This is a genomic window from Microbacterium sp. NPDC028030 (genome assembly GCF_040637855.1).
Lineage (GTDB): Bacteria > Actinomycetota > Actinomycetes > Actinomycetales > Microbacteriaceae > Microbacterium.
Genome location: NZ_JBEZXF010000002.1, coordinates 376,797 through 397,900, shown reverse-complemented (window position 1 = coordinate 397,900; position 21,104 = coordinate 376,797). Strand labels below are relative to the sequence as shown.

Here is a 21,104-nt window from a genome sequence, read left to right as displayed (position 1 = left end):
AACATAACACTGTCGGCAACGACTTAGAATCGTCGAGGAGGACCATGAGCGACCAGATCAGCGGAACCACGGCGTCGGACATCGCCGACAGCGTGCGTGCGCTGCACGACCGCGGCGTCCTCCGAGCGGGGAGCGTTCTGCCTCCGGTGCGGGAGCTCGCCGCGACTCTCGGCGTGAACCGCAACACCGCGGTCGCGGCGTACCGGCAGCTCGCCCAGGCGGGGCTCGTGGTCTCTCGCGGACGTGCGGGAACCGTCGTCGCCGGCCTCGGGTCCGTCGCCCAGGAAGGGTATGCGCCTGACACGGTGCTGCGAGACATCGGCACCGGCAACCCCGACCCGCGTCTCATCCCCGATCCGGCGCCGGCGCTCATGACGATCGCCTCCCGCCCCGTCCTCTACGGCGAACCGGTGATAGATCGTGGGCTCGAGGAGTGGGCGCGGGAGTGGATGTCGGTCGACCTGGTCGACGACGACTTCCGCATCACGGTCACCAGCGGCGCGGTCGATGCGGTGGAGCGCCTTCTCGCACAGGCGCTGATGCGGGACGACGCGGTCGCGCTCGAGGACCCGTGCTTCCTCGCGAGCATCCACACCGTGCGCCTCGGCGGGTATCGCGCGGTTCCTGTTCCGGTCGATGCCGAGGGGATGACGGTGGAGGGGCTGCGGGCGGCGCTGGACGCCGGCGTCCGCGCGATCATCTGCACGCCCCGGGCACAGAACCCCACCGGCTCGAGCCTCACGCCCGCCCGCGCGGCGGAGCTCCGCGCGCTACTGGTCGATCACCCCTATGTGCTCATCATCGAGGACGACCACTTCTCGGTGCTGTCGCAGCGACCCTACGAGTCGCTCATCGGCCCCGATCACCGCCGGTACGCCCTCGTGCGCTCTGTGTCGAAGTTCCTCGGGCCCGACATGTGCCTCGCGATCGCCGGGACGGACCCGGAGACCGCCGACCGCCTGGCGATGCGTCTCAGCCCCGGCACCACGTGGGTGAGCCATCTGCTGCAGCGGCTCGCGCTCACCCAGCTGACCGACGAGTCGGTCATGTCGCAGGTCGCCGCGGCGGCGAGCCACTACGCCGCGCGGAACACCGCCTTCGCAGAGCGGCTGCGGGCGGCAGGCATCGATGCCACGGCCTCCGACGGCCTGAGCCTGTGGGTACGGCTCCCGCAACCGGCACGCATCGTCGCTGAGCGGCTGATGCGGCGCGGATGGCTCGCCAGGACCGGTGACGACTTCGCCCTGGATGAGCGTGCGGAACCTTCGCATCACCTGCGCCTCACCGTGCACGATCTGTCCGACGACGACGCCGGGACCCTGGTCGCCGACCTCGTCGCCGCCGGACGATGACCACCTGCCGCGGACGTTCGTCCGCCTGAACGAAAGAGTCGGAGAATGAAGATCCTCTCCATCCAGTCCGCCGTCGCCCACGGCCATGTGGGCAACTCGGCTGCCGTCTTCCCGCTGCAGCGCATCGGCGTGGAGGTGCTCCCGGTCTACACCGTGAACTTCTCCAACCACACCGGCTACGGCGCCTGGCGCGGACCGATGATCGCTCCCGACGATGTGCGCGAGGTCATCACGGGCATCGAGGAGCGCGGCGTCTTCGGCGAGATCGACGCCGTCCTCAGCGGCTATCAGGGCGGCGAGGGCATCGGCGATGTGATCATCGATGCCGTCGCCAGGGTGAAGGCAGCCAACCCGAACGCGGTCTACGCCTGCGACCCGGTGATGGGCAATGCCAAGTCCGGCTGCTTCGTGGCCCCGGCGATTCCTGTCCTGCTGCGCGAACGCGTCGTCCCCGTCGCCGACATCATCACGCCGAACCAGTTCGAACTCGGGTTCCTCACCAACACCGAGCCCGACACCCTCGAGAGCACCCTCGCATCGGTCGATCTGGCTCACGCGATGGGTCCGCGCACCGTGCTCGTGACCAGCGTCGAACGCCCCGACCGCGAAGAGGGCACCATCGAGATGCTGGCCGCCGACGACACGGGCGCCTGGCTCGTGCAGACGCCGCACCTGCCGATGAAGGCGAACGGGTCGGGCGATGTCACCGCCGCGCTGTTCACCGCGCACTACGTCGAGACCGGGAGCGCGAAGACCGCCCTCGAGCGCACGGCATCGAGTGTGTACGACCTGCTCACGGCGACCTTGGACTCCGGGGCGCGAGAGCTGCAGCTCGTCGAGGCGCAGGAGTTCTACGCCCACCCGCGGATGCAGTTCACGGCCCGCCAGGTGCGCTGAACTACGTCGTCGCCGCGTCCGCCGGAGGCCAGGCCGCGGCGACGGCGTCCCGCACCTCGCCGAGGAGCTGCGGGAGCGCCTTCGTCTTGGCGATGATCGGGAAGAAGTTGGCGTCGGACGACCACCGCGGAACCACGTGCTGGTGCAGATGGGCGTCGACGCCGGCACCGGCCACCGCGCCCTGGTTCATGCCGAGGTTGAAGCCGTCGCAGTGCGACACCTCTCGAAGCACTCGCATCGCCGTCTGCGTCAGCGCGCCGATCTCGGCGACCTCCTCGGCAGTCGCCTGGTCGTATGTGGCGATGTGGCGGTAGGGGCACACGAGCAGGTGCCCCGAGTTGTACGGGAAGAGGTTCAACAACACGTACGCGGTCTTCCCTCGCGCCACGACGAGCCGCTCGGAGTCCGGGTACTTCGGCGCCTCGCAGAAGGGGCACTCCTCGCGCAGCGGCTCGGGTCCGGCCTGGATGTACGCCATCCGATGCGGGGTCCACAGCCGCTGGAACTGGTCCGGTACGCCGGCGAGGCGCCCGGCGTCTTCCAGCGGCTGCTCCCCGTCGGTCACGCCAGATCCCCCGCTGTCTGCACGAGTCCGTGGCTGTCGATCACAGCCCGGATGCGGGCGACGGCATCCGCGATCGGCACGCCGTTCTCCTGTGAGCCGTCGCGGTAGCGGAACGAGACGGTGCCCGCGTCGCGGTCCTTCTCCCCCGCGATCAGCAGCAGCGGCACCTTGCCGGTCGTGTGGGTGCGGATCTTCTTCTGCATCCGGTCGTCCGAGGTGTCGAGTTCGGCTCGCACGCCCTGTGAGCGGAGCGTGTCGATCACGTCGCCGAGGTAGTCGGCGAAATCCTCGGCGACCGGGATGCCCACGACCTGGACGGGAGACAGCCACACCGGGAAGTCGCCGGCGTAGTGCTCGAGCAGGATCGCGAAGAACCGCTCGATCGAGCCGAACAGGGCGCGGTGGATCATGATCGGGCGCTTCTTCTGCCCGTCCTTGTCCATGAACTCGAGGTCGAAGCGCTCGGGCAGGTTCGGGTCGACCTGCACGGTCGAGAGCTGCCAGGTGCGTCCGATCGCGTCGCGCGTCTTGAGGTCGATCTTCGGGCCGTAGAAAGCGGCCTCGCCGGGGACCTCGGTCAGCTTGAGGCCGGAGGCCACCGCGACGCGGCGCAGCGCATCGGTCGACGACTCCCAGAACTCGTCGGAGCCGATCCACTTCGACTTCTCGTCGTCCTTCATCGACAGCTCGAGCTCGAAGTCGGTCAGACCGAAGTCGCGCAGCATCGACAGGATGAACTCGAGGACCTTGGCGACCTCGGCCTCGAGCTGGTCGGGCGTCACGAACAGGTGCGAGTCGTCCTGGGTGAAGCCGCGCACGCGGGTGAGGCCGTGCAGCGCACCGGAGAGCTCGTTGCGGTAGACCGTGCCGTTCTCGGCGAACCGCAGCGGGAGGTCGCGGTAGCTCCGGGCGCGCTCCTTGTAGATGAGGATGTGCATCGGGCAGTTCATCGGCTTCAGGTAATAGTCCTGGCCCTGCTTGGTGATGTTGCCCTCGTCGTCGCGCTCCTCGTCCATCACGATCGGCGGGAACATGCCCTCCTTGTACGTGACGAGGTGGTTCGAGGTGAGGAACAGGTCTTCCTTCGAGATGTGCGGCGTGTACACGTAGGTGTACCCGCCCTCGATGTGGCGCTTGCGGGCGTGCTGTTCCATCTCGCCGCGGATCACGCCGCCGCGCGGGTGCCAGACCGAGAGACCGGAGCCGATCTCCTCGGGGAACGAGAACAGGTCGAGCTCCTTGCCCAGGCGCCGGTGGTCGCGCTTTGCGGCCTCCTCGAGGCGGTGCTGGTACTCGCGGAGCTCCTCCTTGGTCGGCCAGGCCGTGCCGTAGATGCGCTGCAGCTGCGGGTTCTTCTCGCTCCCGCGCCAGTATGCTGCGGCGATGCGGGTGAGGTCCCACCCGTTGCCGATCATGCGCGTGTTGGGCAGGTGAGGTCCGCGGCAGAGGTCCTTCCAGACGACCTCGCCGTCGCGGGTGGTGTTGTCGTAGATCGTCAGCTCGCCCTCGCCGACCTCGACCGAGGCGCCCTCCGCGGCTTCCTTCCCGCCCTTGAGGCCGATGAGTTCGAGCTTGAACGGCTCGTCCGCGAGCTCGGCGCGCGCCTCATCGTCGGTCACGACACGGCGCACGAAGCGCTGCCCCTCCCGGACGATGCGCTGCATCTCCTTCGAGATGGCCTTGATGTCTTCGGGGGTGAACGGGGTGTCGACGCCGAAGTCGTAGTAGAAGCCGTCGGTGATGGGAGGTCCGATGCCGAGGTTCGCCTGGGGGTTGATGCGCTGCACCGCCTGGGCGAGCACGTGGGCCGCAGAATGACGCAGGATGTTCAGTCCGTCGGCGCTGTCGATCGTGACCGCCTCGACCTCGTCGGTGTCCGTTACGGTCGTGGCGAGATCCTTGAGCTCGCCGTTGACGCGCATCGCGACGACGTTTCGGTCAGTGAACAGGGCGAAGCCGTCATTCGGCCGGGCGTTTTCAGGCACAGAAACTCTCCATCTGGTCGGTACCCAGGTTACTCGCATGAGCACCGTGTCCTGACCGCTGCCGAGGTCGCAGAGGCGGCGGGCGCGCGACGGGATCGCCCTGTAGCGTGAGCGGATGAGCAGAGCAGTCGCGCGCTGGATCCTCGCCATCGCGCTCGGGGGCATCGGGGTGGCCCATTTCCTGAGCACACGAGGATTCCGGGTGGTGGTGCCCGACTGGGCATCGAGGCTGACACGTCTGGACAAGGATGCGATCGTGGTCGCCTCCGGGGCCGCAGAGGTCGCGCTCGCCGCAGGACTCCTCGCCCTGCCTCGCGAGCGCCGCCGGATCGGATGGGCGACAGCGGCCTTCTTCGTCGCGGTGTTCCCTGGAAACGTCCACCAATGGCGCACGCGGCGCTCCACCCCCGGGCTCGACACCGACGGTCGGCGACTCGGGCGGCTCTTCCTGCAGCCGGTCCTCGTCGCGTGGGCGCTGTGGGCGACGTCCGATTCCGGAGCACGCATCAGGCCGACCGGTCGTTAGACCGTGCTCTTGCCTCGATCTCTTTAGCAGCTTCTCGGCGCGGGTTCGACCCCCGACGGCGGATGATGCCCCCTCGACGAGAATGGGGGGATGTCCTCGCCTTCCCTCGTCTGGTTCCGCGACGATCTGCGCCTCGCGGACAACCCCGCCCTGCGCGCCGCCATCGATCGCGACGAGCCGATCGTCGCGGTGTTCGTCCTCGACGAGGAATCCCCAGGGTTCCGCCGACTCGGCGGCGCAGCGCGCTGGTGGTTGCATCACTCGCTGGCCTCCCTCGCCGAGCGGCTCGTCGAACGCGGCAGCGCCCTCGTCCTCCGACGCGGACCGGCAGGCCGCATGATCCCCGAGCTGGCGGCGCAGGTCGGCGCCGGCGCGGTCTTCTGGAACCGCCGCTACGGAGGTCCGGAGCGCGAAGTCGACGCCGCGCTGAAGACCACGTTGCGCACACAGGGAGTCGAGGTCGCCTCCTTCGCCGGATCCCTCCTGCACGAACCATGGACCGTCACGACGGGCAGCGGCACGCACTACTCGGTGTTCACACCGTTCTGGCGCGCCTGTCAGTCCCTTCCCGCACCGCGCGCACCGCTTCCCGAGCCCCGGGAAGTCCGAGGGTTCCCCGCTCCTCCGAAGTCCGACGCGCTCGACGCCTGGGGCCTCCTGCCGACCGCTCCCGACTGGGCGTCCGGACTGCGCGACACATGGGAACCGGGAGAGCCTGCGGCCCGACGACGCCTTCGCGAGTTCCTCAAGAACGACCTGCCCTCTTACGACCGCGCGCGGGACGAGCCGGCGGCCGGCGCGACCTCGATGCTGTCTCCGCGGCTGCGCTGGGGCGAGGTGAGCCCGTACACCGTGTGGCACGAGGCGGTCGAGGTGGACGGAGCCGGCGGTTTCCTGTCGGAACTGGGATGGCGCGAGTTCGCCTGGCACACCCTCTACCACTCCCCCGACATGGCGACGAAGAACCTCCGCCCGGAGTTCGACGCCTTCCCGTGGCCACCCCTCGATCCCGCGCACCTCGACGCCTGGCAGCACGGAGAGACGGGTGTTCCGCTCGTCGACGCCGGGATGCGCGAGCTCTGGCACACGGGCTACATGCACAACCGCGTCCGGATGGTCACGGCGTCGTTCCTCGTGAAGAATCTGCTCATCGATTGGCGCCTCGGCGAAGAGTGGTTCTGGGACACGCTGGTCGATGCCGACGAAGCCAACAACCCGTTCAACTGGCAGTGGGTCGCGGGGTCGGGCGCAGATGCCGCACCGTACTTCCGTGTGTTCAACCCCGAGCTGCAGGCGAAGAAGTTCGACCCGCAGCGCCTCTACATCTCCCGCTGGGCCGCAGACGCGCCCACGGAGCCCATCGTCGACCTGAGTGAGACACGCAAGGCGGCGCTCGCCGCGTACGACGAGGTCAAACGCGCCCCGCGCGCACCCGATCGGGACTGACCCCCGCTCACCCACCTCGGGACGGATGTCGGACGGAGGGACGGATGCCGTGCGAAACGGGGTCGTCTCGTCCGACATCCGTCCGGTCGTCCGACATGTGCCCCGCCGGAACCGCCGGGTCGCGGACGGGCTTCCCCGGAAGCACGATGAAGGATGCCCGCGACGTCTCCCCGAGGAGATCGCGAGATGATCACGTCGGCGCGCCCACCCACGCCGGGACGGCTACGGTGACCGGCGTCAATCGGCCCAGCGCTAGACGCTGGACGACAGAAGTAGCTCCGCGGCTGTGAATGGCGGGATTCTCTCCGGCCGTCGTGCCGGCGAGAACCGGCAGCACGGCGAATCATCATGCTCCGCCTGGCTAGGCTTGATCACGTGCAGCAGCGAACGGTCATCATCACCGGAGGAACTCGTGGAATCGGCAGGGCCTGCGCCCTCAGACTCGCGGCTGAGGGCCACCGACTGGTCTTGGGCTACGCACGCAACCACGAAGCTGCAGCCGAGGTTCTGGCTGCGGTGCAGGCACTCGGGGCGGAGTGCCTGACCGTCTGCTCCGACCTGACGACCGACGACGGGATCGAGACGCTGTTCTCCGCAGCAGAGGAATGGGCTCCTCGTATCGACGGCGTCGTGAACAACGCCGGAGCCACCCTCCATGTGGGGCCGCTGGTCGACACCCCGACGGACGTGATCCGTCGCGTGATCGACCTGAACCTCACGTCCGCCGTGCTTGTCGCCCGCCGTTCCCTCCAGGCGTTGCCCACCGGCGGAGTGCTGGTGAACGTGTCGTCTGGCGCTGCGACGACAGGCGCGCCGGGAGAGTACGTGCACTACGCGGCAGCCAAAGCAGGAGTCGATGCGCTCACCAAGGGGCTCGCGATCGAAGCCGCGGCACAGCACGTCCGTGTGGTCGGCGTTGCGCCGGGCACGGTCGACACCGATGTCCACGCCGATGCAGGTGACCCAGAGCGAGCATCGCGCGTCGCAGCTCGGCATCCGATGGGACGAGTCGCTCAGCCGGAGGAGGTCGCTGAGGTCGTCGCGTTCGCGCTCTCCGCCGCGGCGAGCTACGTCTCCGGGACGATGATCCGCGTGGCCGGCGGGATGTAGCGGCCCGGGATGCTCACACCTGCGCTGATCCCGAGATGACCACGTCGGCGCGCCCACCAACCCAGACGGCGTCATCGACGAGGCTGACCTGCACTCGGCCATCCCGTCCCATCACCGTGCCCTGTCGCGCCACGTACGGGAGCGTGACGCGGCCCGTGGCGAGAAGCCACTCTCCGAACGTGCCGTTCAGGGAACCGGTCACCGGATCCTCGCGCAGCGGTTCGCCTCCCTCGGTGAAGAACGCGCGCACCTCGATGTCGACATCGGAGCCTGGATCGTGCGCCCCGACGACGCCGATGTCCCAGCGGCCTGGGTGGCCCGAGGCATCCGGGCGCAACGACAGCACCGTGTCCGCGTGGTCGAGCAGCACACCGACCCAGCCCGGGCCGTTGTCGACCCACGCGGCATCGACGATCTTCTCGTCCTCGACGCCGAGGATGTCGATCACCGCCTGAAGGATCTCCGGTTCCACAGCACCCGATCTCGTGCACGGAGGCGACCGGAACGCGAGCTCGTCGCCCTCGACGCGAATCGCGATGAGACCCGCCCCGCACTCCTGCACCACGCGAGTCGCGTCCGCCGGCACACCTCCGGCATCGAGCCAGGCGCGCGCGGTGCCCAGAGTCGGATGACCAGCGAACGGATACTCGTTGTTCAGGCTGAATATGCGGACGCGATAGTCGGCCTCCGGGGTCGTCGGCGGCAGCACGAACGTGCACTCGGAGAGGTTCGACCACACGGAGAACCGCCGCATCTCCGACGTGGAGAGCCCTTCCGCATCGAGCACGACCGCGACAGGATTCCCCAGCCCCACCCCATCGTTGAACACGTCGACCTGGCGGAAACGTCGCTGCATACCACCGATGCTATCGGGAGCAGGACCTCGCACCAGGAGGAGCCAAGAGCTCCGCGCCGAGCTCTCCGGGCGACGCGAGAACCCGGCGAAGCTCTCGGACTCACGGCCCTGGGGACGGCGCTCCTGCACCTCGCGTCCCGGCGTCATATATTGCAGGGCATGACGACAGCATCCGATGACACCGCATTGCCGACTTCGCGCACCGGCAGCCAAGGGCTCGGCGCGCTCCTGTGCGGCATCTTCGGCACGATCTCGGCGGGCGTCGGGCTGCTGTGTCTCGGGATGGTCGGAGTCATCTGGAGCGACTGGCAGTTCTGGGCGTCATCGTCATGGGATGACGAAGCGGACCTGGGAATCACCGCAGGCATCTTCTTCTTCGCCGTCTGGGCCGTGCTCTTGCTTGTCGCGATCATCCTCGCGCTCGTCGGAGCGCGCAGGGCCGAGGGTGAGGAGCGAAGATCCCTGCGCACCATGGCCGCGATAGTGCCGGTGGTCAGCATCGCCCTGATCCTCATCGTCATGCCCATCGTGCTCGGTCAGGGCGGGGCGCAGTTGATTCCGCTTGACGAGGTCGGTCGATGACGACGAGGAGACGGTGTGCTGCGGGACCGTGGGGGCGGAGGACGAGACGAACACCTACACCGTGGCGGGCAACGGCAGCCTGACGATTGGTACGCGGCCATGCCGAGGGCGATGAGCACGCGGAACTGTCGCTCCGCAGGCACGAAAAAACCCCCGGAGAACCGGGGGTTTGTCTGTGCGCGATACTGGGATCGAACCAGTGACCTCTTCCGTGTCAGGGAAGCGCGCTACCGCTGCGCCAATCGCGCCCGTTGGGGCTATTCAGTTTTCCCGTGAGGTGGCGACGGGATTCGAACCCGTGTAAACGGCTTTGCAGGCCGGTGCCTAGCCGCTCGGCCACGCCACCGTGTGGATTGACCCCACGTGCCGCGGATCTTCGACAGAAGACCTGCTGCACTCGAGCGGATGACGAGACTCGAACTCGCGACCCCAACCTTGGCAAGGTTGTGCGCTACCAACTGCGCTACATCCGCATTTCGTTCCCGGTCGTCCCGGGCACTCATGAAACATTAGCCGAAGATCTGCCCTTCGCCAAACCGGCAGCGATTCTCGCGCGTGTCTCTCAGACTGGTCAACAGGGCGCCCGGGCGTCGGGTAGTATCGGGTGACGTACCCCACGGGTATGGGCGATTGGCGCAGTTGGTAGCGCGCTTCCTTCACACGGAAGAGGTCATCGGTTCGAGTCCGGTATCGCCCACCACCACGACTCCCCCGGCACGAAAACGGCCCCGGATCACCTGCCCGCAGTCATACCGCGGTACGACACGGAGAGCGGCGATCAGCACCGTGGAATGTCGATCACCCCCTCGTGCACCTCGTAGCCTCGAAGGCAGACGACAGCAGGGAGCAGGAGGACCGATGATGGAGATCGCAGGCGCCGGCGTCATGGTGTTGTTCGGGGCAGCCCTGCTCTGGTGGGCCCGCGCGAGCCGTCGCGGCACCTTCCCCCGGCAGCGGATACTCGGGTACCGGACGTCGCGCACGCTCCGCGACGGCGACGCCTGGGTCTCCGCCCACCGGGCGATGGCGCCCCTCCTCTTCGTCGCCGGAGGCGGGGTCGTCCTGGCCGGACTCGCCGCCGCGACTGCGGTCCTGGTCGGCCACCCGGTTGTCGGTCGAGTGCTGCTCGGTGGCGCAGTCGTGTGGGGGCTGGTCTTCGTTATCGGGTCCGCACTTCCGGCCGCCTCGGCAGCCCGGTCCACCCGGGACACGTCGGGGTCGTAGCCATCTCAGGCGATGCGTCCGTCTCCGGGCCGCGCGACCCGGAGCCAGCGGTAGCCGTACGCCGGCACTTCGAGCACGACCTCACCATCCGCGTCCAGCGTCAACCGCTCGGACTCGAGCAGACCGACGAGCTCGGTCCCCTCCGGTTCGCTCTCGAGCCGGAACCTCACGGTCGCAGGGACCTCCGCGAAGTTGTGCACCGCGACGAGCCGGCCGACATCCGCCGTGAGCGAGTGCACGAGCACGGCATCGGCGGCCTGCTCGATCACCGCGAACTCCCCCCAGCCGAGCTCGGGTGAGACCCGATAGCGCGCCGCGAGCTCGCGGATGAAGTGCAGCATCGAGCCTCGATCGTCGAGCTGGTCTGCGACGTTGACGTGCTCGGGCGCGTAGCCGTCAGCGGGAGGACGCGCCGTCAGCCGCGACGGCGCCGCATCCGAGAAACCGCCGTTGCGCCCAGACGACCACTGCATCGGAGTCCGCACCGCCTCCCTGCCCTCCATTTCGGCGTTCTCCCCCATCGCGATCTCCTCGCCGTAGAACAGCACGGGGGTTCCGGGCAGGGTGAAGAGCAGGCTGTACGCCATCCGGATGCGTCGCGGGTCGCCTTCGAGCATCGAGGGAAGACGACGAGTGATGCCGCGACCGAACACCCGTTGCCTCTCATCGGGTGCGAGCGCCTCGAAGACCTCCTCACGTTCCGCGTCGGCCAGCTTGTCGAGGGTCAGTTCGTCGTGGTTGCGCAGGAAGTTCGCCCACTGCACCTCGGGCCCAAGTGCGGGTCGCGCGCTCAGCGCCTCGATCAGCGCAGCAGGCTGCCGCCGCACGAGCGACAGGTACAGCGCCTGCATCGCCACGAAGTCGAATTGCATGGTGAGCTCGTCGCCTTCGGATCCACCGAAGTAGTCGATCTGCTCGTGATACGGGAGATTCACCTCGCCCAACAGCACGGCCTCGCTGGATCGCCGCTGCAGGAACCGTCGGATGTCGCGCAGCAGCTCGTGGGGATCGGGGACGTCGGCTCCGCGCGGGACCTCGAGGAGGAAGGGCACCGCGTCGACGCGGAATCCGGAGACGCCCAGCTGCAACCAGAACCCGATCACCTTCGCGATCTCGTCGCGCACGGCGGGGTTGGCGATGTTGAGGTCGGGCTGGTGCTCGTAGAAGCTGTGCTGATACCACTGCCCTGACGCCTCGTCCTTCGTCCAGATGCCGTCGGCCTGCCCGGGGAACACCGCGTTCTGCTGCCCCTTCGGCGGGGCGTCGTCGCGCCATACGTAATAGTCGCGGTACGGAGACGACACGCTCCGCTTCGCCGCGAGGAACCACGGGTGGCGATCCGAGGTGTGATTGATCACGAGGTCGACGATCACGCGCATGCCCCGGTCCCTTGCGGTGCGCACCACCTCCACGAAGTCGCCGTGGTCGCCGAGCCGGGGATCGATCCCGTAGAAGTCGCTCACGTCATAGCCGTCGTCGCGGTCGGGGGTCGGATAGAACGGCATCAGCCACAGACACGTCACCCCGAGCTGCGCGAGGTAGTCGATGCGTTGCGCCAGGCCACGGAGGTCGCCCACGCCGTCGCCGTCCGTGTCGAGGAATGTCTCCACGTCGAGGCAGTACACGACCGCGGTCTTCCACCAGAGGTCGCTCGTGTCGGTGATCTTCACAATCGTCCCTTCAAGGCGGGGATGAGGTCGGAGTGCGCGAAGCGGAGGAACCCCACCTGCTCCCGCCCGACGTGATGCAGGTATACGCGGTCGAACCCGACAGCCACCAGCGTGGCGATCCTGTCGACCAGGGACGACGCGTCGTGATCGATCAGGACGGCGCGTCTCAGCGCGGTCTCATCCACCGCCCCGATCGCCTCGTCGAACTCCTCCGGCTGCTCGATGTTCCACGTCAGGGGCGGGGCGAGCACGCCGTTGCGCCACTGCTCGCGGGCGAGCGCGAACGCTTCCGCGTCGGTGAGGGCCCAGCTCAGGTGCACCTGGAGAGAGCAGGGACCGGTGCCGCCGGCCGAGCGGTACTCCTCGACGACACGTCGCAGCACCGAGGGCGGTTGGGCGACCGTGACCAGCCCGTCGGCCCACGACGCCGACCACGCCGCGGTCTCGGAACTCACCGCGGTCGCGAACAGGGGTGGAGACTGCGCAGGGAGGCTCCAGATCCTCGCCCTATGCGCGCGGACGTGGCCCTCATGGCTGACCTCCTCGCCTCGGAGCAGTCGACGGATGATGCCGACGCTCTCTCCCAGGCGTTCGTTGCGCACGGACTTCGCGGGCCACCCGTCACCCGTCACATGTTCGTTCATGGCTTCTCCGCTGCCGAGCGCAGCCCAGAACCGTCCGGGGAACATCTCCTCGAGCGTCGCGAACGCCTGGGCGACCACGACGGGGTGGTAGCGCTGTCCCGGTGCGTTGACCATGCCGATCGGGAAGGCCGTGCGGGCCAGGGCGGCGGCGATCCAGCTCAGAGCGAAGCCCGACTCGCCCTGTTCCGGCAGCCAGGGCGAGAGGTGATCCGAGCACATCGCACCGTCGAAGCCCGCGTCCTCCGCCGCCACGACCGCCTCCAGCAGAGCACTCGGCGGAAGCTGCTCATGCGAGGCGTGGAATCCGATGAAGACCATGCGCCGAGTCTGCCGACAGCGGCCCGGTTCTCCGCGGTGGTTGACAGGAGACGTCGAGGAGTGGCAGCGGACGGCGTCAATCGAGGGTCACGCGGAGCACCCGGTCATCCCCTGGTCGCGGATCGCCGCGCCCATCCGTGTTGTTCGTGAGCATCCACACGGCCCCGTCGGGAGCCACCACCACGTCACGCAGCCGGCCGTACACGCCCGTCACATGCTCGTAAGACGCCGCCAGGTCGTCCAACGGGATCTCACGAAGCCTCTCGCCCCGCAGGTTCGCGAGGAAGAGACGCCCGTCCGTGATCGCGATGCCGCTCGGGCTGGCGTCGGACGGCGACCACTGCTGGACAGGATCGACGAAGCCCGACCGATCCGCGATGCCCTCCACGTCGGGCCACCCGTAGTCACTGCCGGCCTCGATCACGTTCAGCTCGTCCCAGGTGTCCTGACCGAACTCGCTCGCGTACAGCGTCCCCTCGTCGTCCCACGCGAGCCCCTGAGGGTTGCGGTGACCGTAGCTGTAGACGGGCGAGCCCTCGAAGGGGTTGTCGGCCGGGATCGAGCCCGTCGGCGAGATGCGGAGGATCTTCCCCGCGAGCGACTCCAGATCCTGCGCACTCCGACGGTCCCCGGCGTCGCCCGTCGTCACGTAGAGCATTCCGTCGGGACCGAACGCGATCCGTCCGCCGTTGTGGTTCATCGCCGAGGGGATGCCGGACAGGATCGCCTCGGGCTCGCCGAGTTCGAGGGAGCCGGCGGATCCGCTCAGCTCAAACCGCTGCACGCGGTTGCCGTCCGCGGTCGTGGAGTAGGCGTACAGCCGGTCGTCGCGTACGGCGATCCCCAGCAGACCTCCCTCGCCGCGTGCTTCCACACCCGCGATCTCCCCGACCTCGCGGATCGTGCCGTCTGCGCTCAGTTCCACGATCCGCGCGCTGTCGCGTTCACTGATCAGCGCGGTGCCGTCGTGGAAGGCGATGGACCATGGCGCCGTCAAGCCCTCCGCGATCGTGACCTCCTGCCATGAAGGCGAGGCGCTGGAAGTCGTCGCCGGAGCCGGCGACGGCAGTGGTGCGGGGTCCGCAGGAGCGCACGCGGCGAGGAGACAGGCGACGGCCGAAGCCGTGAGGAACGCACCCCATCCGCGGCGATCCGTCATCATCCTGGCTCCGTCCCGGGCGCTGAGGTCCTTCTCACCCCACCTCGACCCTAGGCTCACGGCACGCTGCGCAGAAGGCGTCGTCGACGCGGCGCTCCTGTGTCGATGTCCGAGGTCCGTCGTAGGGTGCGATCGTGGCGATGCAACGCACTCTTCCCGGTCCGTGTCCGTTGTGCGCGAGCACGTCCGGCACGCGCACCGACGACGCGTGGTACTGCGGCCTGTGCGGATGGCGCTACGGTGACGCGCCCGACCCCGAGCTCCCTCTCCCCCGCGTCGACGTGGTCTATTACATCCGTTTCGATCGTCGGGTGAAGATCGGTACGAGTCGTCGACCGCGGCAGCGGCTCTCGAGCATCCGACATCACGAGGTGCTGGCCTTCGAGCAGGGCGGGCATGCCCTCGAGCAGCAGCGGCATCGCGAGTTCGCGGCACTCCGCGAGGGCGGCGAGTGGTTCACGTATACGGGTGAGGTCCGAACGCACGTCGCCGAGTTGCGCCGCGCGGGCGATCCGTGGAGCCTGTACGCCCGATGGTTCAGCACCGCGCTGCGCGGCTGACCCCCGCACGGCCTTCGCCGGGATGCAGTCCGGCAATCCCTCCTTTCGCCGAGCAGCCGTCGGCGTCTAGCCTTGACCCGAAGGCGACCTCAAGAGGAGCGACATGGACGACGCCGAAGTTTCCCGCCGCACCGTCATCACTGCGGGGGCGTGGTCCGTCCCCGTGATCGCGCTCGCCCTCGCGACGCCGCTTGCCGCCGCGAGCACCGGAGGCGGCACCCTCTTCGTCACGGGCAATGCGTTCGGTGGCGCCGGTATCTTCCTCAGCGGCTCCAACTACAACGGCTTCGACGCGAATCAGACGTATGCGGTGGGAGAGATCGTCCTCACGTTCGTCCTGCCCGAAGGCGTCGTCTTCGCCGTCGATGCCCCGGGCGGGTGGGTCGTGTCCGTGACCGACAACATCGTCTCGATCTCCAACGGCGTCGCGCTCCCCCCGAACGAGACGGGGGATCTGGGAACCTTCTCGATCACCGGCGACTTCCCCCAGGGAAGCACGTATACCGTCAGCTCGGCTCCGGCTCAGCTGAACGTCGAGTACGTCGGGAACGTGGGTGGCGGCGTCTTCGAGTGACGCCGACATGACGATGCCGGGCGACGGCTCGGTGAGTCCCGTCACCCGGCATCGCGTCTCGCGGTGATCAGGCCGTCGCTGCGCGACCTCGCGTCGTCACCGGCTGCGGCTGCGAGAACAGCACGACCACGATCACGGCGGCACCCACGACGACGTGCGGCAGCCAGACGTTCAGAGCCTCGTCCGCGAAGCCGAACAACCACGGGGACAGCGCGAGGAAGAGGCTCGCGACGATGTCGAACACGAGGTGCACGGGCATCGGGATGAAGCCGAACGGACCCCACTCGTACTTCGTGAAGAGGCTGTACACGATCAGCCCGACGCCGAGCACGATCGGGATGACGACCGCGGCACCGCCGACGCTGGCGAAGCCGAAGAGCCAGGGCGCGGCGATCAGGGCGATGCCGACGATGTAGTCGAGGACTCCGTGGACCTTGGTGGGGATGAAGCGCATGATTCCTCCTTGTGTGGCGTCGCTCGAGGCGACTCACCACTGGTTCGGCGCGCACCGTGGATCGGATTGCTCCCGGGTTTCCGAATATGACGGCGGCGGGAACTCGGAGGTCAAACGAATCGATAGATTCGAGGGCAGATGCTGCCCGTGCATCCCACCCGAACCCCTGGAGCAACAAAAAATGACCTCTCGTCGTCGTGCCCTCGTCGGTGCCGCTCTCGTCCTCACCAGTGCGCTCCTGGTCACCGCCTGCAGCTCTTCCGGCTCGGGCGAGGCGGCGACCGAGAAGGCGGAGGATGCTCCCAAGATCACCTTCCTCTACTCCCCCTACGCCGACTACGCCCCCTTCTTCCTCGCTGAGGAGAAGGGCTACTTCGAAGACGCAGGGCTCGATGTCGAGCTCGTCGCCAAGGGCGGCAGCTCCGGCGAGACGTACCAGCAGGTGAGCACCGGCAACATCACGGCGGGTGGTGCGACGTGGGGTGCAGGCCTCTTCAACGCCACGAAGTCGGGCGCGTCGATCTCCGTGATCGCCAGCGTCTCGCGCATCCCGGAGTCGGGGCCGAACCCCTCGCCGCTGATCGCGTCGGATGCCTCGGACGTGAAGGACGCCGCAGACCTCGAGGGCAAGAAGATCGGCATCCCCGGTGACGGCGGATTCGGCATCTACTCCGTCGCGCTCGCGCTCGAGTCCGCCGGCCTGAGCGTCGACGATGTGGAGCTCGTCAACCTGAGCCCCGGCGACATCCCCGCTGCTCTCGCGAACGGCTCCGTGGACGCGAGCTGGTCGATCGAGCCGATCTCCTCCGCTGTCATCGCGCAGGGCATCGCCCACGAGGTGCTGCCCATCGACTACCAGGCGGGCGTGGAACTGGGCGCCATGGTGTTCAACACCGAGTACGTCGATAAGCACCCGGCTGCCGTCACCGCGTTCACCGCCGCCTACCTCCAGGCCGTCAAGGAACTCGAAGAGGGTGGTTGGAGCGATCCCGCGACGCAGGAGATCATCGCCGAGTACACCGACCTGCCGGTCGAGACGCTGACGTCCATCGCCCTCACGACGCAGGACCCGAGCGGCGCGATCGACTGGGCCGATGTCGCCCGCCAGGAGCAGTTCTTCCGCGACCGGGATGCTCTCGAGTTCGACGGGGACTCCGGGATCGAGGACATCTACCGCGACGACATCCTGAAGGACGCGATCACGCTGCAGGAGAGCGGCGACCTGGCCTCCTCGAAGAAATGACCGGGCTCCGCGTCCAGGGCCTCTGGAAGGCGTACGCGAACGCCGACCGCAAGGACGACCTCCTCGTCGCCCTGCAGGACATCGACCTGGAGATCGCCGACAACGAGTTCGTCTGCGTCCTCGGGCCGTCGGGATGCGGCAAGAGCACTCTGTTGCGCCTCGCGGCCGGCCTCGAGAAACCGAGCCTCGGCTCCATCGCGACCTCCAGCCGGCCGTCGGTGGTGTTCCAGGAGCACGGAGTGTTCCCGTGGCTGACCGTCGCGCAGAACATCGGCTATCCGTTGAAGCTCCGTGGCCTCTCCCGGGCGCAGCGGAAGGACCGGGTGGATCAGCTGCTCGACCTCGTGGGGCTGTCCGACTTCGGCGGGTTCTACCCCGCGCAGATCTCCGGAGGCATGCGACAGCGCACCTCGGTGGCCCGCGCCCTCGCCGACGACGGCGACCTGCTCCTGATGGACGAGCCGTTCGGGGCCCTCGACGAGCAGACCCGCGTCACGCTGCAGCAGGAGCTCTTGCAGATCTGGGAGCGCACGTCGAAGTCGGTCATGTTCATCACACACAGCGTCGACGAAGCTCTCATGCTCGCCGACCGCGTCGTCGTCATGTCGCATCGACCAGGACGCATCATCGACGACATCGCCGTCCCGTTCGGTCGGCCGCGTGACATCGCGGGCCTGCGTCGCGATCCCCGATACGGCGAGATCACGGCTCGACTGTGGTCGCTGCTCGAGAACGCGACGGAACAGGAGCTGGCGTCATGACGACGATCGCCGACCCGCAGATCGAGGCACAGCTCAAAGAGGCCGTGCGCGCCGAGCGCGGCTCCGTGTGGGTGCGTCGGCTCGGCCCCTACACCCCTGTGCTCATCCTCCTCGTGTGGGAGATCGCGAGCCGCACCGGGATCCTCGATGCGCGGTTCTTCCCGGCGCCGACCTCGATCATCGAGACGTTCTTCGAGCTGCTGGTCTCCGGCGTCCTGTTGGAGCACATCGGCATCACGCTCTCCCGCATCGCGATCGGCTTCGTGCTGGGTGCGATCCCCGGCATCATCCTCGGGGTCCTCCTCGGTTCCGTGCGCACGCTGAGACTTCTGCTCGACCCGATCTTCTCCGCGCTGCTGCCGGTGCCGAAGGTCGCGATCTTCCCGTTGCTGCTGCTGATCTTCGGCCTCGGCGAGACGAGCAAGTACGTCATCGTCGCGATCGGCGTGTTCTTCTACCTGCTCTTCAATACGCTCGGCGGGGTCATGCAGACGCCGCCGCTGCTGAACGACGTGGCCAACGCGAATGGAGCGACACGGTTGCAGCGCTGGATGACCGTGTCGTTCCCCTATGCGCTTCCCTCGATCTTCACCGGCATCAAGCTCGCCACCGGCGGCGCCTTCGTGATCATCGCCGCATCCGAGTTCGTGGGTGCGAACAGCGGCCTTGGTTACATGATCTGGAGCTCGTGGGGCACGTTCGCCGTATCGAAGATGTACGTCGGCATCGTGACGATCTCGGTGCTCGGCTATGCCGCCACCGCGCTGTGGGCGCTCCTGGAGCGTCGCGTCGTGCCGTGGGTGAAGTACTGAGCGGAGTCCCATGAACATCGACGCTGAGAAGGCAGTCGCGGCGCTGCGCGACCTGCTCCGGAACGCCGTCCCGGTGGCGGAGACGGACGACGTCGCCCTGGCGGCACTCTGGGTGCTCCAGGCGGAGATGCTCGGCCTCCCGGAGTTCGGCATCCGGATGCTGCGGCGCGACCTCGACCGGCTGGCCGGCGTCGACCCTGCCGGGTCGACGCCGAGCGACGACGACGCGGCGATCGGCTCCGTCGATGCGACCGGCGTCCCCGGTGTGGTCGCCCTGGCCACCGCCGTGCGGCGTGCGCGTCGGAGCGTCGAGGCGCACGGGCTGGCGATCATCGGGATCCGCGGCGCCGGAGCACTCGGCATCCTGGGTCTTGCCGCGCGGTCGCTCGCCGCGGACGGAGCGGTCGCGCTCCTCGCGGCGCAGTCGCCGGCCTCGGTCGCTCCCTGGGGCGCGCACACCGTCGCGATCGGCACGAACCCCCTCGCTGTGGCGGTCCCTCGTGCCGATGCCCCACCTCTCGTGATCGACTATGCGACGTCGGCGCTGACGCTCGCCGCCGTCCGGGAGGCACGTGCCTCCGGAGCCCGGCTTCCCGAGGGAGGAGCCGTCGATGCGGACGGTGCATCCACGACCGACCCCGACGCGGTCGCCGCCCTGCTCCCCGCCGGACTCGTGGGCTCCCTGACCGGTCTCGTGGTCGAGCTTCTCGCGGGCGTCGCGGTGGGCGGGCGGGTCACCGACCCGCAACTGCCGTCGAGCCGCGGAGCCCTGCTCATCGCCTTCGACCCGGCTCGTGCGGGCGGAGCGGATACGGCCGCCGCCGCATCCGCTCTCGATCGCGATTGGCGCGGTGCAGGCGGTCACCTGCCCGCGCGCTTCGACGTCCTGGCGACCGACACCGCAGATCTGCCGGGCTCGGTCGACCTCGGCGGCGACGACGTGGCCTGGCTCCGCGACACGGCGTCGGGAGCCGCGCGAGCATGAGCGACTCCTCTGCCACGTTCACCCTCGCCGTGAGGCCGCAGGCCGGCCCCCTGTGGGAGCGTCGGTCGCTCCGGGTCACCGGCGCCGTCCCCGGGTCGCTGGTCACCGTGCGCGCGGTCACCGCGAGAGACGGCGGCGACTGGGCGGCGCAGGCGACGTTCCTCGCCGACCGTCACGGGACGGTCGACCTCGCCACCCAGGCCCCGGTGTCCGGCGACTACCGCGTCGCGGATTCGATGGGTCTGTTCTGGTCGCAGCGCCGTGAACCGGGCACGACCGGATCCGCTGAGCCGACCGATGTCGATCGGCCGATCTCGACCGTCGTCACGGCGTGGGCCGAGCCGGGAACCGGGCACCTCGACGCTGCGGGCGATGGGGCTCCCGAAGCCGAGGTCACGGTGGTCGTCACGCAGTGGATCCGCAGCGAAGACGTCGAGCGCAGCGAACTCCGAGCCGACGGTCTGGTGGGAACGCTGTTCCGCCCCCGGCACGACGGCCCCCTCCCCACGGTGATCGTGCTCAACGGCTCCGGAGGAGGGATCAACGAGGCCCGCGCTGCGCAGTATGCCTCCCGGGGTGTGCAAGCGCTCGCCCTGGGGTACTTCCGTGCTCCGGGTCTTCCCGCGCACATCTCCCGTACACCGCTGGAGTACTTCGAACGCGCGCTGAGATACGCCGCACGCACCCTGTCCCCGAAAGGCGGGCTCCCGCTCGTGAGCGGTCAGTCCCGTGGCGGTGAGCTGTCGCTCCTGCTGGCCGCCACCTACCCCGAACTCGTTCTCGGAATCGCGCCGTTCGTTCCCGGTGCCTTCGTCTTCGGTGCGCAGGGTGCAGCCGATCCCGCCGAGGGCTGGGACGGGCCGACCTGGACGCGAGGTGGTGACCCCCTCGAACACCTCTGGCACGACAACAGCGGCGTGACCTGGCAGCCCTGGAACGATGCACCCGCCCCGACGCGGCATCGTGACGTGTACATCGACGGCCTCCATGACCGGGAACTCGCCCGGGCTTCGCGCATCCCGATCGAGAGGTTCTCCGGACCCGTCGCCTGCGTATCGGGGCTGGACGATCGCGCATGGCCGTCGAGCATGGCCTCGCGCATGGTGCTGGACACCTTGGAGCGTCACGGGCACGGCGCCGAGCGCCTGCACCTCGACTACGAGGAGGCCGGGCACGGCATCGCGCTCCCCCACCTCCCCAGCACCGACATCGAGCGGGTGCACCCCGTCTCGGGCGTCCACTACTCCAACGGCGGTACTCCCCGCGGCAACGCCGTCGCGAGCGAGCACTCGTTCGAGCAGATCTGCGCATTCATCCACCGAACCGCCGACGCGGCCGCAGCCGCCGACGCGATCGACATCGACCACGAAGGACGGTAGCC

Annotated in this window: 21 protein-coding genes and 4 tRNA genes; 15 read left to right on the top strand and 10 right to left on the bottom strand. The window is 68.5% G+C overall.

The annotated features are described in order from the left end of the window. Positions 1-44 precede the first annotated feature (44 nt). Together AB0E56_RS10750 and pdxY are read left to right on the top strand one after the other, a co-directional pair. Entirely contained in the window at positions 45-1,352 is a 1,308-nt protein-coding gene (locus tag AB0E56_RS10750) for an aminotransferase class I/II-fold pyridoxal phosphate-dependent enzyme (RefSeq protein ID WP_359798798.1), read from the top strand. 45 nt (positions 1,353-1,397) lie between these two features. Continuing rightward, positions 1,398-2,249 carry a pyridoxal kinase PdxY gene (gene pdxY / locus AB0E56_RS10745; RefSeq protein WP_359798796.1) on the top strand — a complete coding sequence of 284 codons (852 nt, stop codon included), beginning with the start codon at positions 1,398-1,400 and terminating at the stop codon, positions 2,247-2,249. Position 2,250: 1 nt separating this feature from the next. On the opposite strand, the gene AB0E56_RS10740 is transcribed toward pdxY, so the two are convergent. Further along, complete coding sequence (locus AB0E56_RS10740) at positions 2,251-2,814, bottom strand: HIT domain-containing protein (RefSeq protein WP_359798794.1); 564 nt, start codon at positions 2,812-2,814, stop codon at positions 2,251-2,253. After that, complete coding sequence (thrS, locus tag AB0E56_RS10735) at positions 2,811-4,736, bottom strand: threonine--tRNA ligase (RefSeq protein WP_359800042.1); 1,926 nt, start codon at positions 4,734-4,736, stop codon at positions 2,811-2,813. The genes AB0E56_RS10740 and thrS overlap by 4 nt, the downstream gene beginning before the upstream one ends. 178 nt (positions 4,737-4,914) lie before the next feature. On the opposite strand from thrS, the gene AB0E56_RS10730 reads away from it, so the two are divergent. From AB0E56_RS10730 to AB0E56_RS10720, 3 genes are all read left to right on the top strand, one after another. After that, positions 4,915-5,325: a hypothetical protein gene (locus AB0E56_RS10730; protein WP_359798792.1), complete on the top strand. Its 411-nt coding sequence runs from the start codon at positions 4,915-4,917 to the stop codon at positions 5,323-5,325. 90 nt (positions 5,326-5,415) lie between these two features. Further along, positions 5,416-6,771: a deoxyribodipyrimidine photo-lyase gene (locus tag AB0E56_RS10725; protein WP_359798790.1), complete on the top strand. Its 1,356-nt coding sequence runs from the start codon at positions 5,416-5,418 to the stop codon at positions 6,769-6,771. A 375-nt stretch (positions 6,772-7,146) separates the two neighbouring features. Beyond that, complete coding sequence (locus AB0E56_RS10720) at positions 7,147-7,881, top strand: SDR family oxidoreductase (protein ID WP_359798788.1); 735 nt, start codon at positions 7,147-7,149, stop codon at positions 7,879-7,881. Between the two features lie 13 nt (positions 7,882-7,894). On the opposite strand, the gene AB0E56_RS10715 is transcribed toward AB0E56_RS10720, so the two are convergent. Continuing rightward, entirely contained in the window at positions 7,895-8,737 is an 843-nt protein-coding gene (locus tag AB0E56_RS10715; protein ID WP_359798786.1) for a PhzF family phenazine biosynthesis protein, read from the bottom strand. Positions 8,738-8,896: 159 nt separating this feature from the next. Between AB0E56_RS10715 and AB0E56_RS10710 the strand changes: the two genes are divergently transcribed. Continuing rightward, positions 8,897-9,319 carry a hypothetical protein gene (locus tag AB0E56_RS10710; RefSeq protein ID WP_359798784.1) on the top strand — a complete coding sequence of 141 codons (423 nt, stop codon included), beginning with the start codon at positions 8,897-8,899 and terminating at the stop codon, positions 9,317-9,319. A gap of 176 nt (positions 9,320-9,495) precedes the next feature. Here AB0E56_RS10710 and AB0E56_RS10705 read toward each other — a convergent pair. The 3 genes from AB0E56_RS10705 to AB0E56_RS10695 all read right to left on the bottom strand — a co-directional run bounded on the left by AB0E56_RS10705 (position 9,496) and on the right by AB0E56_RS10695 (position 9,792). After that, positions 9,496-9,567 (bottom strand) — tRNA-Val (locus AB0E56_RS10705). Between the two features lie 27 nt (positions 9,568-9,594). Then, positions 9,595-9,665: transfer RNA gene (locus AB0E56_RS10700), tRNA-Cys, on the bottom strand. A 54-nt stretch (positions 9,666-9,719) separates the two neighbouring features. Beyond that, positions 9,720-9,792: transfer RNA gene (locus AB0E56_RS10695), tRNA-Gly, on the bottom strand. 151 nt (positions 9,793-9,943) lie between these two features. On the opposite strand from AB0E56_RS10695, the gene AB0E56_RS10690 reads away from it, so the two are divergent. Beyond that, positions 9,944-10,019 (top strand) — tRNA-Val (locus tag AB0E56_RS10690). Positions 10,020-10,177: 158 nt separating this feature from the next. Then, positions 10,178-10,543 (top strand): SdpI family protein, encoded by a 366-nt coding sequence (locus tag AB0E56_RS10685; RefSeq protein WP_359798782.1) that lies wholly within the window; start codon positions 10,178-10,180, stop codon positions 10,541-10,543. Between the two features lie 5 nt (positions 10,544-10,548). On the opposite strand, the gene AB0E56_RS10680 is transcribed toward AB0E56_RS10685, so the two are convergent. The 3 genes from AB0E56_RS10680 to AB0E56_RS10670 form a co-directional block, all read right to left on the bottom strand. Further along, positions 10,549-12,213, bottom strand: a complete 1,665-nt coding sequence (locus tag AB0E56_RS10680) for an alpha-amylase family protein (protein ID WP_359798780.1) — start codon at positions 12,211-12,213, stop codon at positions 10,549-10,551. Then, positions 12,210-13,175 carry a TIGR03885 family FMN-dependent LLM class oxidoreductase gene (locus tag AB0E56_RS10675; RefSeq protein WP_359798778.1) on the bottom strand — a complete coding sequence of 322 codons (966 nt, stop codon included), beginning with the start codon at positions 13,173-13,175 and terminating at the stop codon, positions 12,210-12,212. Before AB0E56_RS10675 ends, AB0E56_RS10680 begins: the two co-directional genes overlap by 4 nt. 76 nt (positions 13,176-13,251) lie before the next feature. Then, positions 13,252-14,337, bottom strand: coding sequence for a PQQ-dependent sugar dehydrogenase (locus AB0E56_RS10670; protein ID WP_359798776.1), 1,086 nt, complete (start codon positions 14,335-14,337; stop codon positions 13,252-13,254). Positions 14,338-14,474: 137 nt separating this feature from the next. Here AB0E56_RS10670 and AB0E56_RS10665 point away from each other — a divergent pair, with 137 nt between their 5' ends. Together AB0E56_RS10665 and AB0E56_RS10660 are read left to right on the top strand one after the other, a co-directional pair. Next, the gene (locus AB0E56_RS10665; RefSeq protein ID WP_359800041.1) at positions 14,475-14,894 is read left to right on the top strand and encodes a GIY-YIG nuclease family protein; all 420 of its coding nucleotides are present in this window, start codon (positions 14,475-14,477) and stop codon (positions 14,892-14,894) included. A 103-nt stretch (positions 14,895-14,997) separates the two neighbouring features. Next, positions 14,998-15,468: a hypothetical protein gene (locus AB0E56_RS10660; RefSeq protein WP_359798774.1), complete on the top strand. Its 471-nt coding sequence runs from the start codon at positions 14,998-15,000 to the stop codon at positions 15,466-15,468. Between the two features lie 67 nt (positions 15,469-15,535). Here AB0E56_RS10660 and AB0E56_RS10655 read toward each other — a convergent pair whose 3' ends face one another. Continuing rightward, complete coding sequence (locus tag AB0E56_RS10655) at positions 15,536-15,922, bottom strand: SPW repeat protein (RefSeq protein WP_359798772.1); 387 nt, start codon at positions 15,920-15,922, stop codon at positions 15,536-15,538. A 181-nt stretch (positions 15,923-16,103) separates the two neighbouring features. On the opposite strand from AB0E56_RS10655, the gene AB0E56_RS10650 reads away from it, so the two are divergent. The 5 genes from AB0E56_RS10650 to AB0E56_RS10630 are packed head-to-tail and all read left to right on the top strand — an operon-like array spanning position 16,104 to position 21,102. Continuing rightward, positions 16,104-17,165: an ABC transporter substrate-binding protein gene (locus tag AB0E56_RS10650; protein ID WP_359798770.1), complete on the top strand. Its 1,062-nt coding sequence runs from the start codon at positions 16,104-16,106 to the stop codon at positions 17,163-17,165. Beyond that, the gene (locus AB0E56_RS10645; RefSeq protein WP_359798768.1) at positions 17,162-17,926 is read left to right on the top strand and encodes an ABC transporter ATP-binding protein; all 765 of its coding nucleotides are present in this window, start codon (positions 17,162-17,164) and stop codon (positions 17,924-17,926) included. Before AB0E56_RS10650 ends, AB0E56_RS10645 begins: the two co-directional genes overlap by 4 nt. Beyond that, complete coding sequence (locus tag AB0E56_RS10640) at positions 17,923-18,738, top strand: ABC transporter permease (RefSeq protein ID WP_359798766.1); 816 nt, start codon at positions 17,923-17,925, stop codon at positions 18,736-18,738. The genes AB0E56_RS10645 and AB0E56_RS10640 overlap by 4 nt, the downstream gene beginning before the upstream one ends. Positions 18,739-18,748: 10 nt before the next feature. Next, complete coding sequence (locus AB0E56_RS10635) at positions 18,749-19,723, top strand: Ldh family oxidoreductase (protein WP_359798764.1); 975 nt, start codon at positions 18,749-18,751, stop codon at positions 19,721-19,723. After that, complete coding sequence (locus tag AB0E56_RS10630) at positions 19,720-21,102, top strand: acyl-CoA thioesterase/bile acid-CoA:amino acid N-acyltransferase family protein (RefSeq protein ID WP_359798762.1); 1,383 nt, start codon at positions 19,720-19,722, stop codon at positions 21,100-21,102. Before AB0E56_RS10635 ends, AB0E56_RS10630 begins: the two co-directional genes overlap by 4 nt. The last annotated feature ends 2 nt before the right edge of the window (positions 21,103-21,104 follow it).

What these genes read in the sequence shown, in the direction of transcription:
- AB0E56_RS10665 (WP_359800041.1), top strand. Translation starts at nt 14,475, where the DNA reads ATGCAACGCACTCTTCCCGGTCCGTGTCCGTTGTGCGCGAGCACGTCC.
- AB0E56_RS10660 (WP_359798774.1), top strand. Translation starts at nt 14,998, where the DNA reads ATGGACGACGCCGAAGTTTCCCGCCGCACCGTCATCACTGCGGGGGCG.
- AB0E56_RS10725 (WP_359798790.1), top strand. Translation starts at nt 5,416, where the DNA reads ATGTCCTCGCCTTCCCTCGTCTGGTTCCGCGACGATCTGCGCCTCGCG.
- AB0E56_RS10670 (WP_359798776.1), bottom strand. Translation starts at nt 14,337, where the DNA reads ATGATGACGGATCGCCGCGGATGGGGTGCGTTCCTCACGGCTTCGGCC.
- AB0E56_RS10630 (WP_359798762.1), top strand. Translation starts at nt 19,720, where the DNA reads ATGAGCGACTCCTCTGCCACGTTCACCCTCGCCGTGAGGCCGCAGGCC.
- thrS (WP_359800042.1), bottom strand. Translation starts at nt 4,736, where the DNA reads ATGCGCGTCAACGGCGAGCTCAAGGATCTCGCCACGACCGTAACGGAC.
- AB0E56_RS10685 (WP_359798782.1), top strand. Translation starts at nt 10,178, where the DNA reads ATGATGGAGATCGCAGGCGCCGGCGTCATGGTGTTGTTCGGGGCAGCC.
- AB0E56_RS10675 (WP_359798778.1), bottom strand. Translation starts at nt 13,175, where the DNA reads ATGGTCTTCATCGGATTCCACGCCTCGCATGAGCAGCTTCCGCCGAGT.
- AB0E56_RS10650 (WP_359798770.1), top strand. Translation starts at nt 16,104, where the DNA reads ATGACCTCTCGTCGTCGTGCCCTCGTCGGTGCCGCTCTCGTCCTCACC.
- AB0E56_RS10640 (WP_359798766.1), top strand. Translation starts at nt 17,923, where the DNA reads ATGACGACGATCGCCGACCCGCAGATCGAGGCACAGCTCAAAGAGGCC.
- AB0E56_RS10655 (WP_359798772.1), bottom strand. Translation starts at nt 15,922, where the DNA reads ATGCGCTTCATCCCCACCAAGGTCCACGGAGTCCTCGACTACATCGTC.
- pdxY (WP_359798796.1), top strand. Translation starts at nt 1,398, where the DNA reads ATGAAGATCCTCTCCATCCAGTCCGCCGTCGCCCACGGCCATGTGGGC.
- AB0E56_RS10750 (WP_359798798.1), top strand. Translation starts at nt 45, where the DNA reads ATGAGCGACCAGATCAGCGGAACCACGGCGTCGGACATCGCCGACAGC.
- AB0E56_RS10645 (WP_359798768.1), top strand. Translation starts at nt 17,162, where the DNA reads ATGACCGGGCTCCGCGTCCAGGGCCTCTGGAAGGCGTACGCGAACGCC.
- AB0E56_RS10730 (WP_359798792.1), top strand. Translation starts at nt 4,915, where the DNA reads ATGAGCAGAGCAGTCGCGCGCTGGATCCTCGCCATCGCGCTCGGGGGC.
- AB0E56_RS10715 (WP_359798786.1), bottom strand. Translation starts at nt 8,737, where the DNA reads ATGCAGCGACGTTTCCGCCAGGTCGACGTGTTCAACGATGGGGTGGGG.
- AB0E56_RS10635 (WP_359798764.1), top strand. Translation starts at nt 18,749, where the DNA reads ATGAACATCGACGCTGAGAAGGCAGTCGCGGCGCTGCGCGACCTGCTC.
- AB0E56_RS10710 (WP_359798784.1), top strand. Translation starts at nt 8,897, where the DNA reads ATGACGACAGCATCCGATGACACCGCATTGCCGACTTCGCGCACCGGC.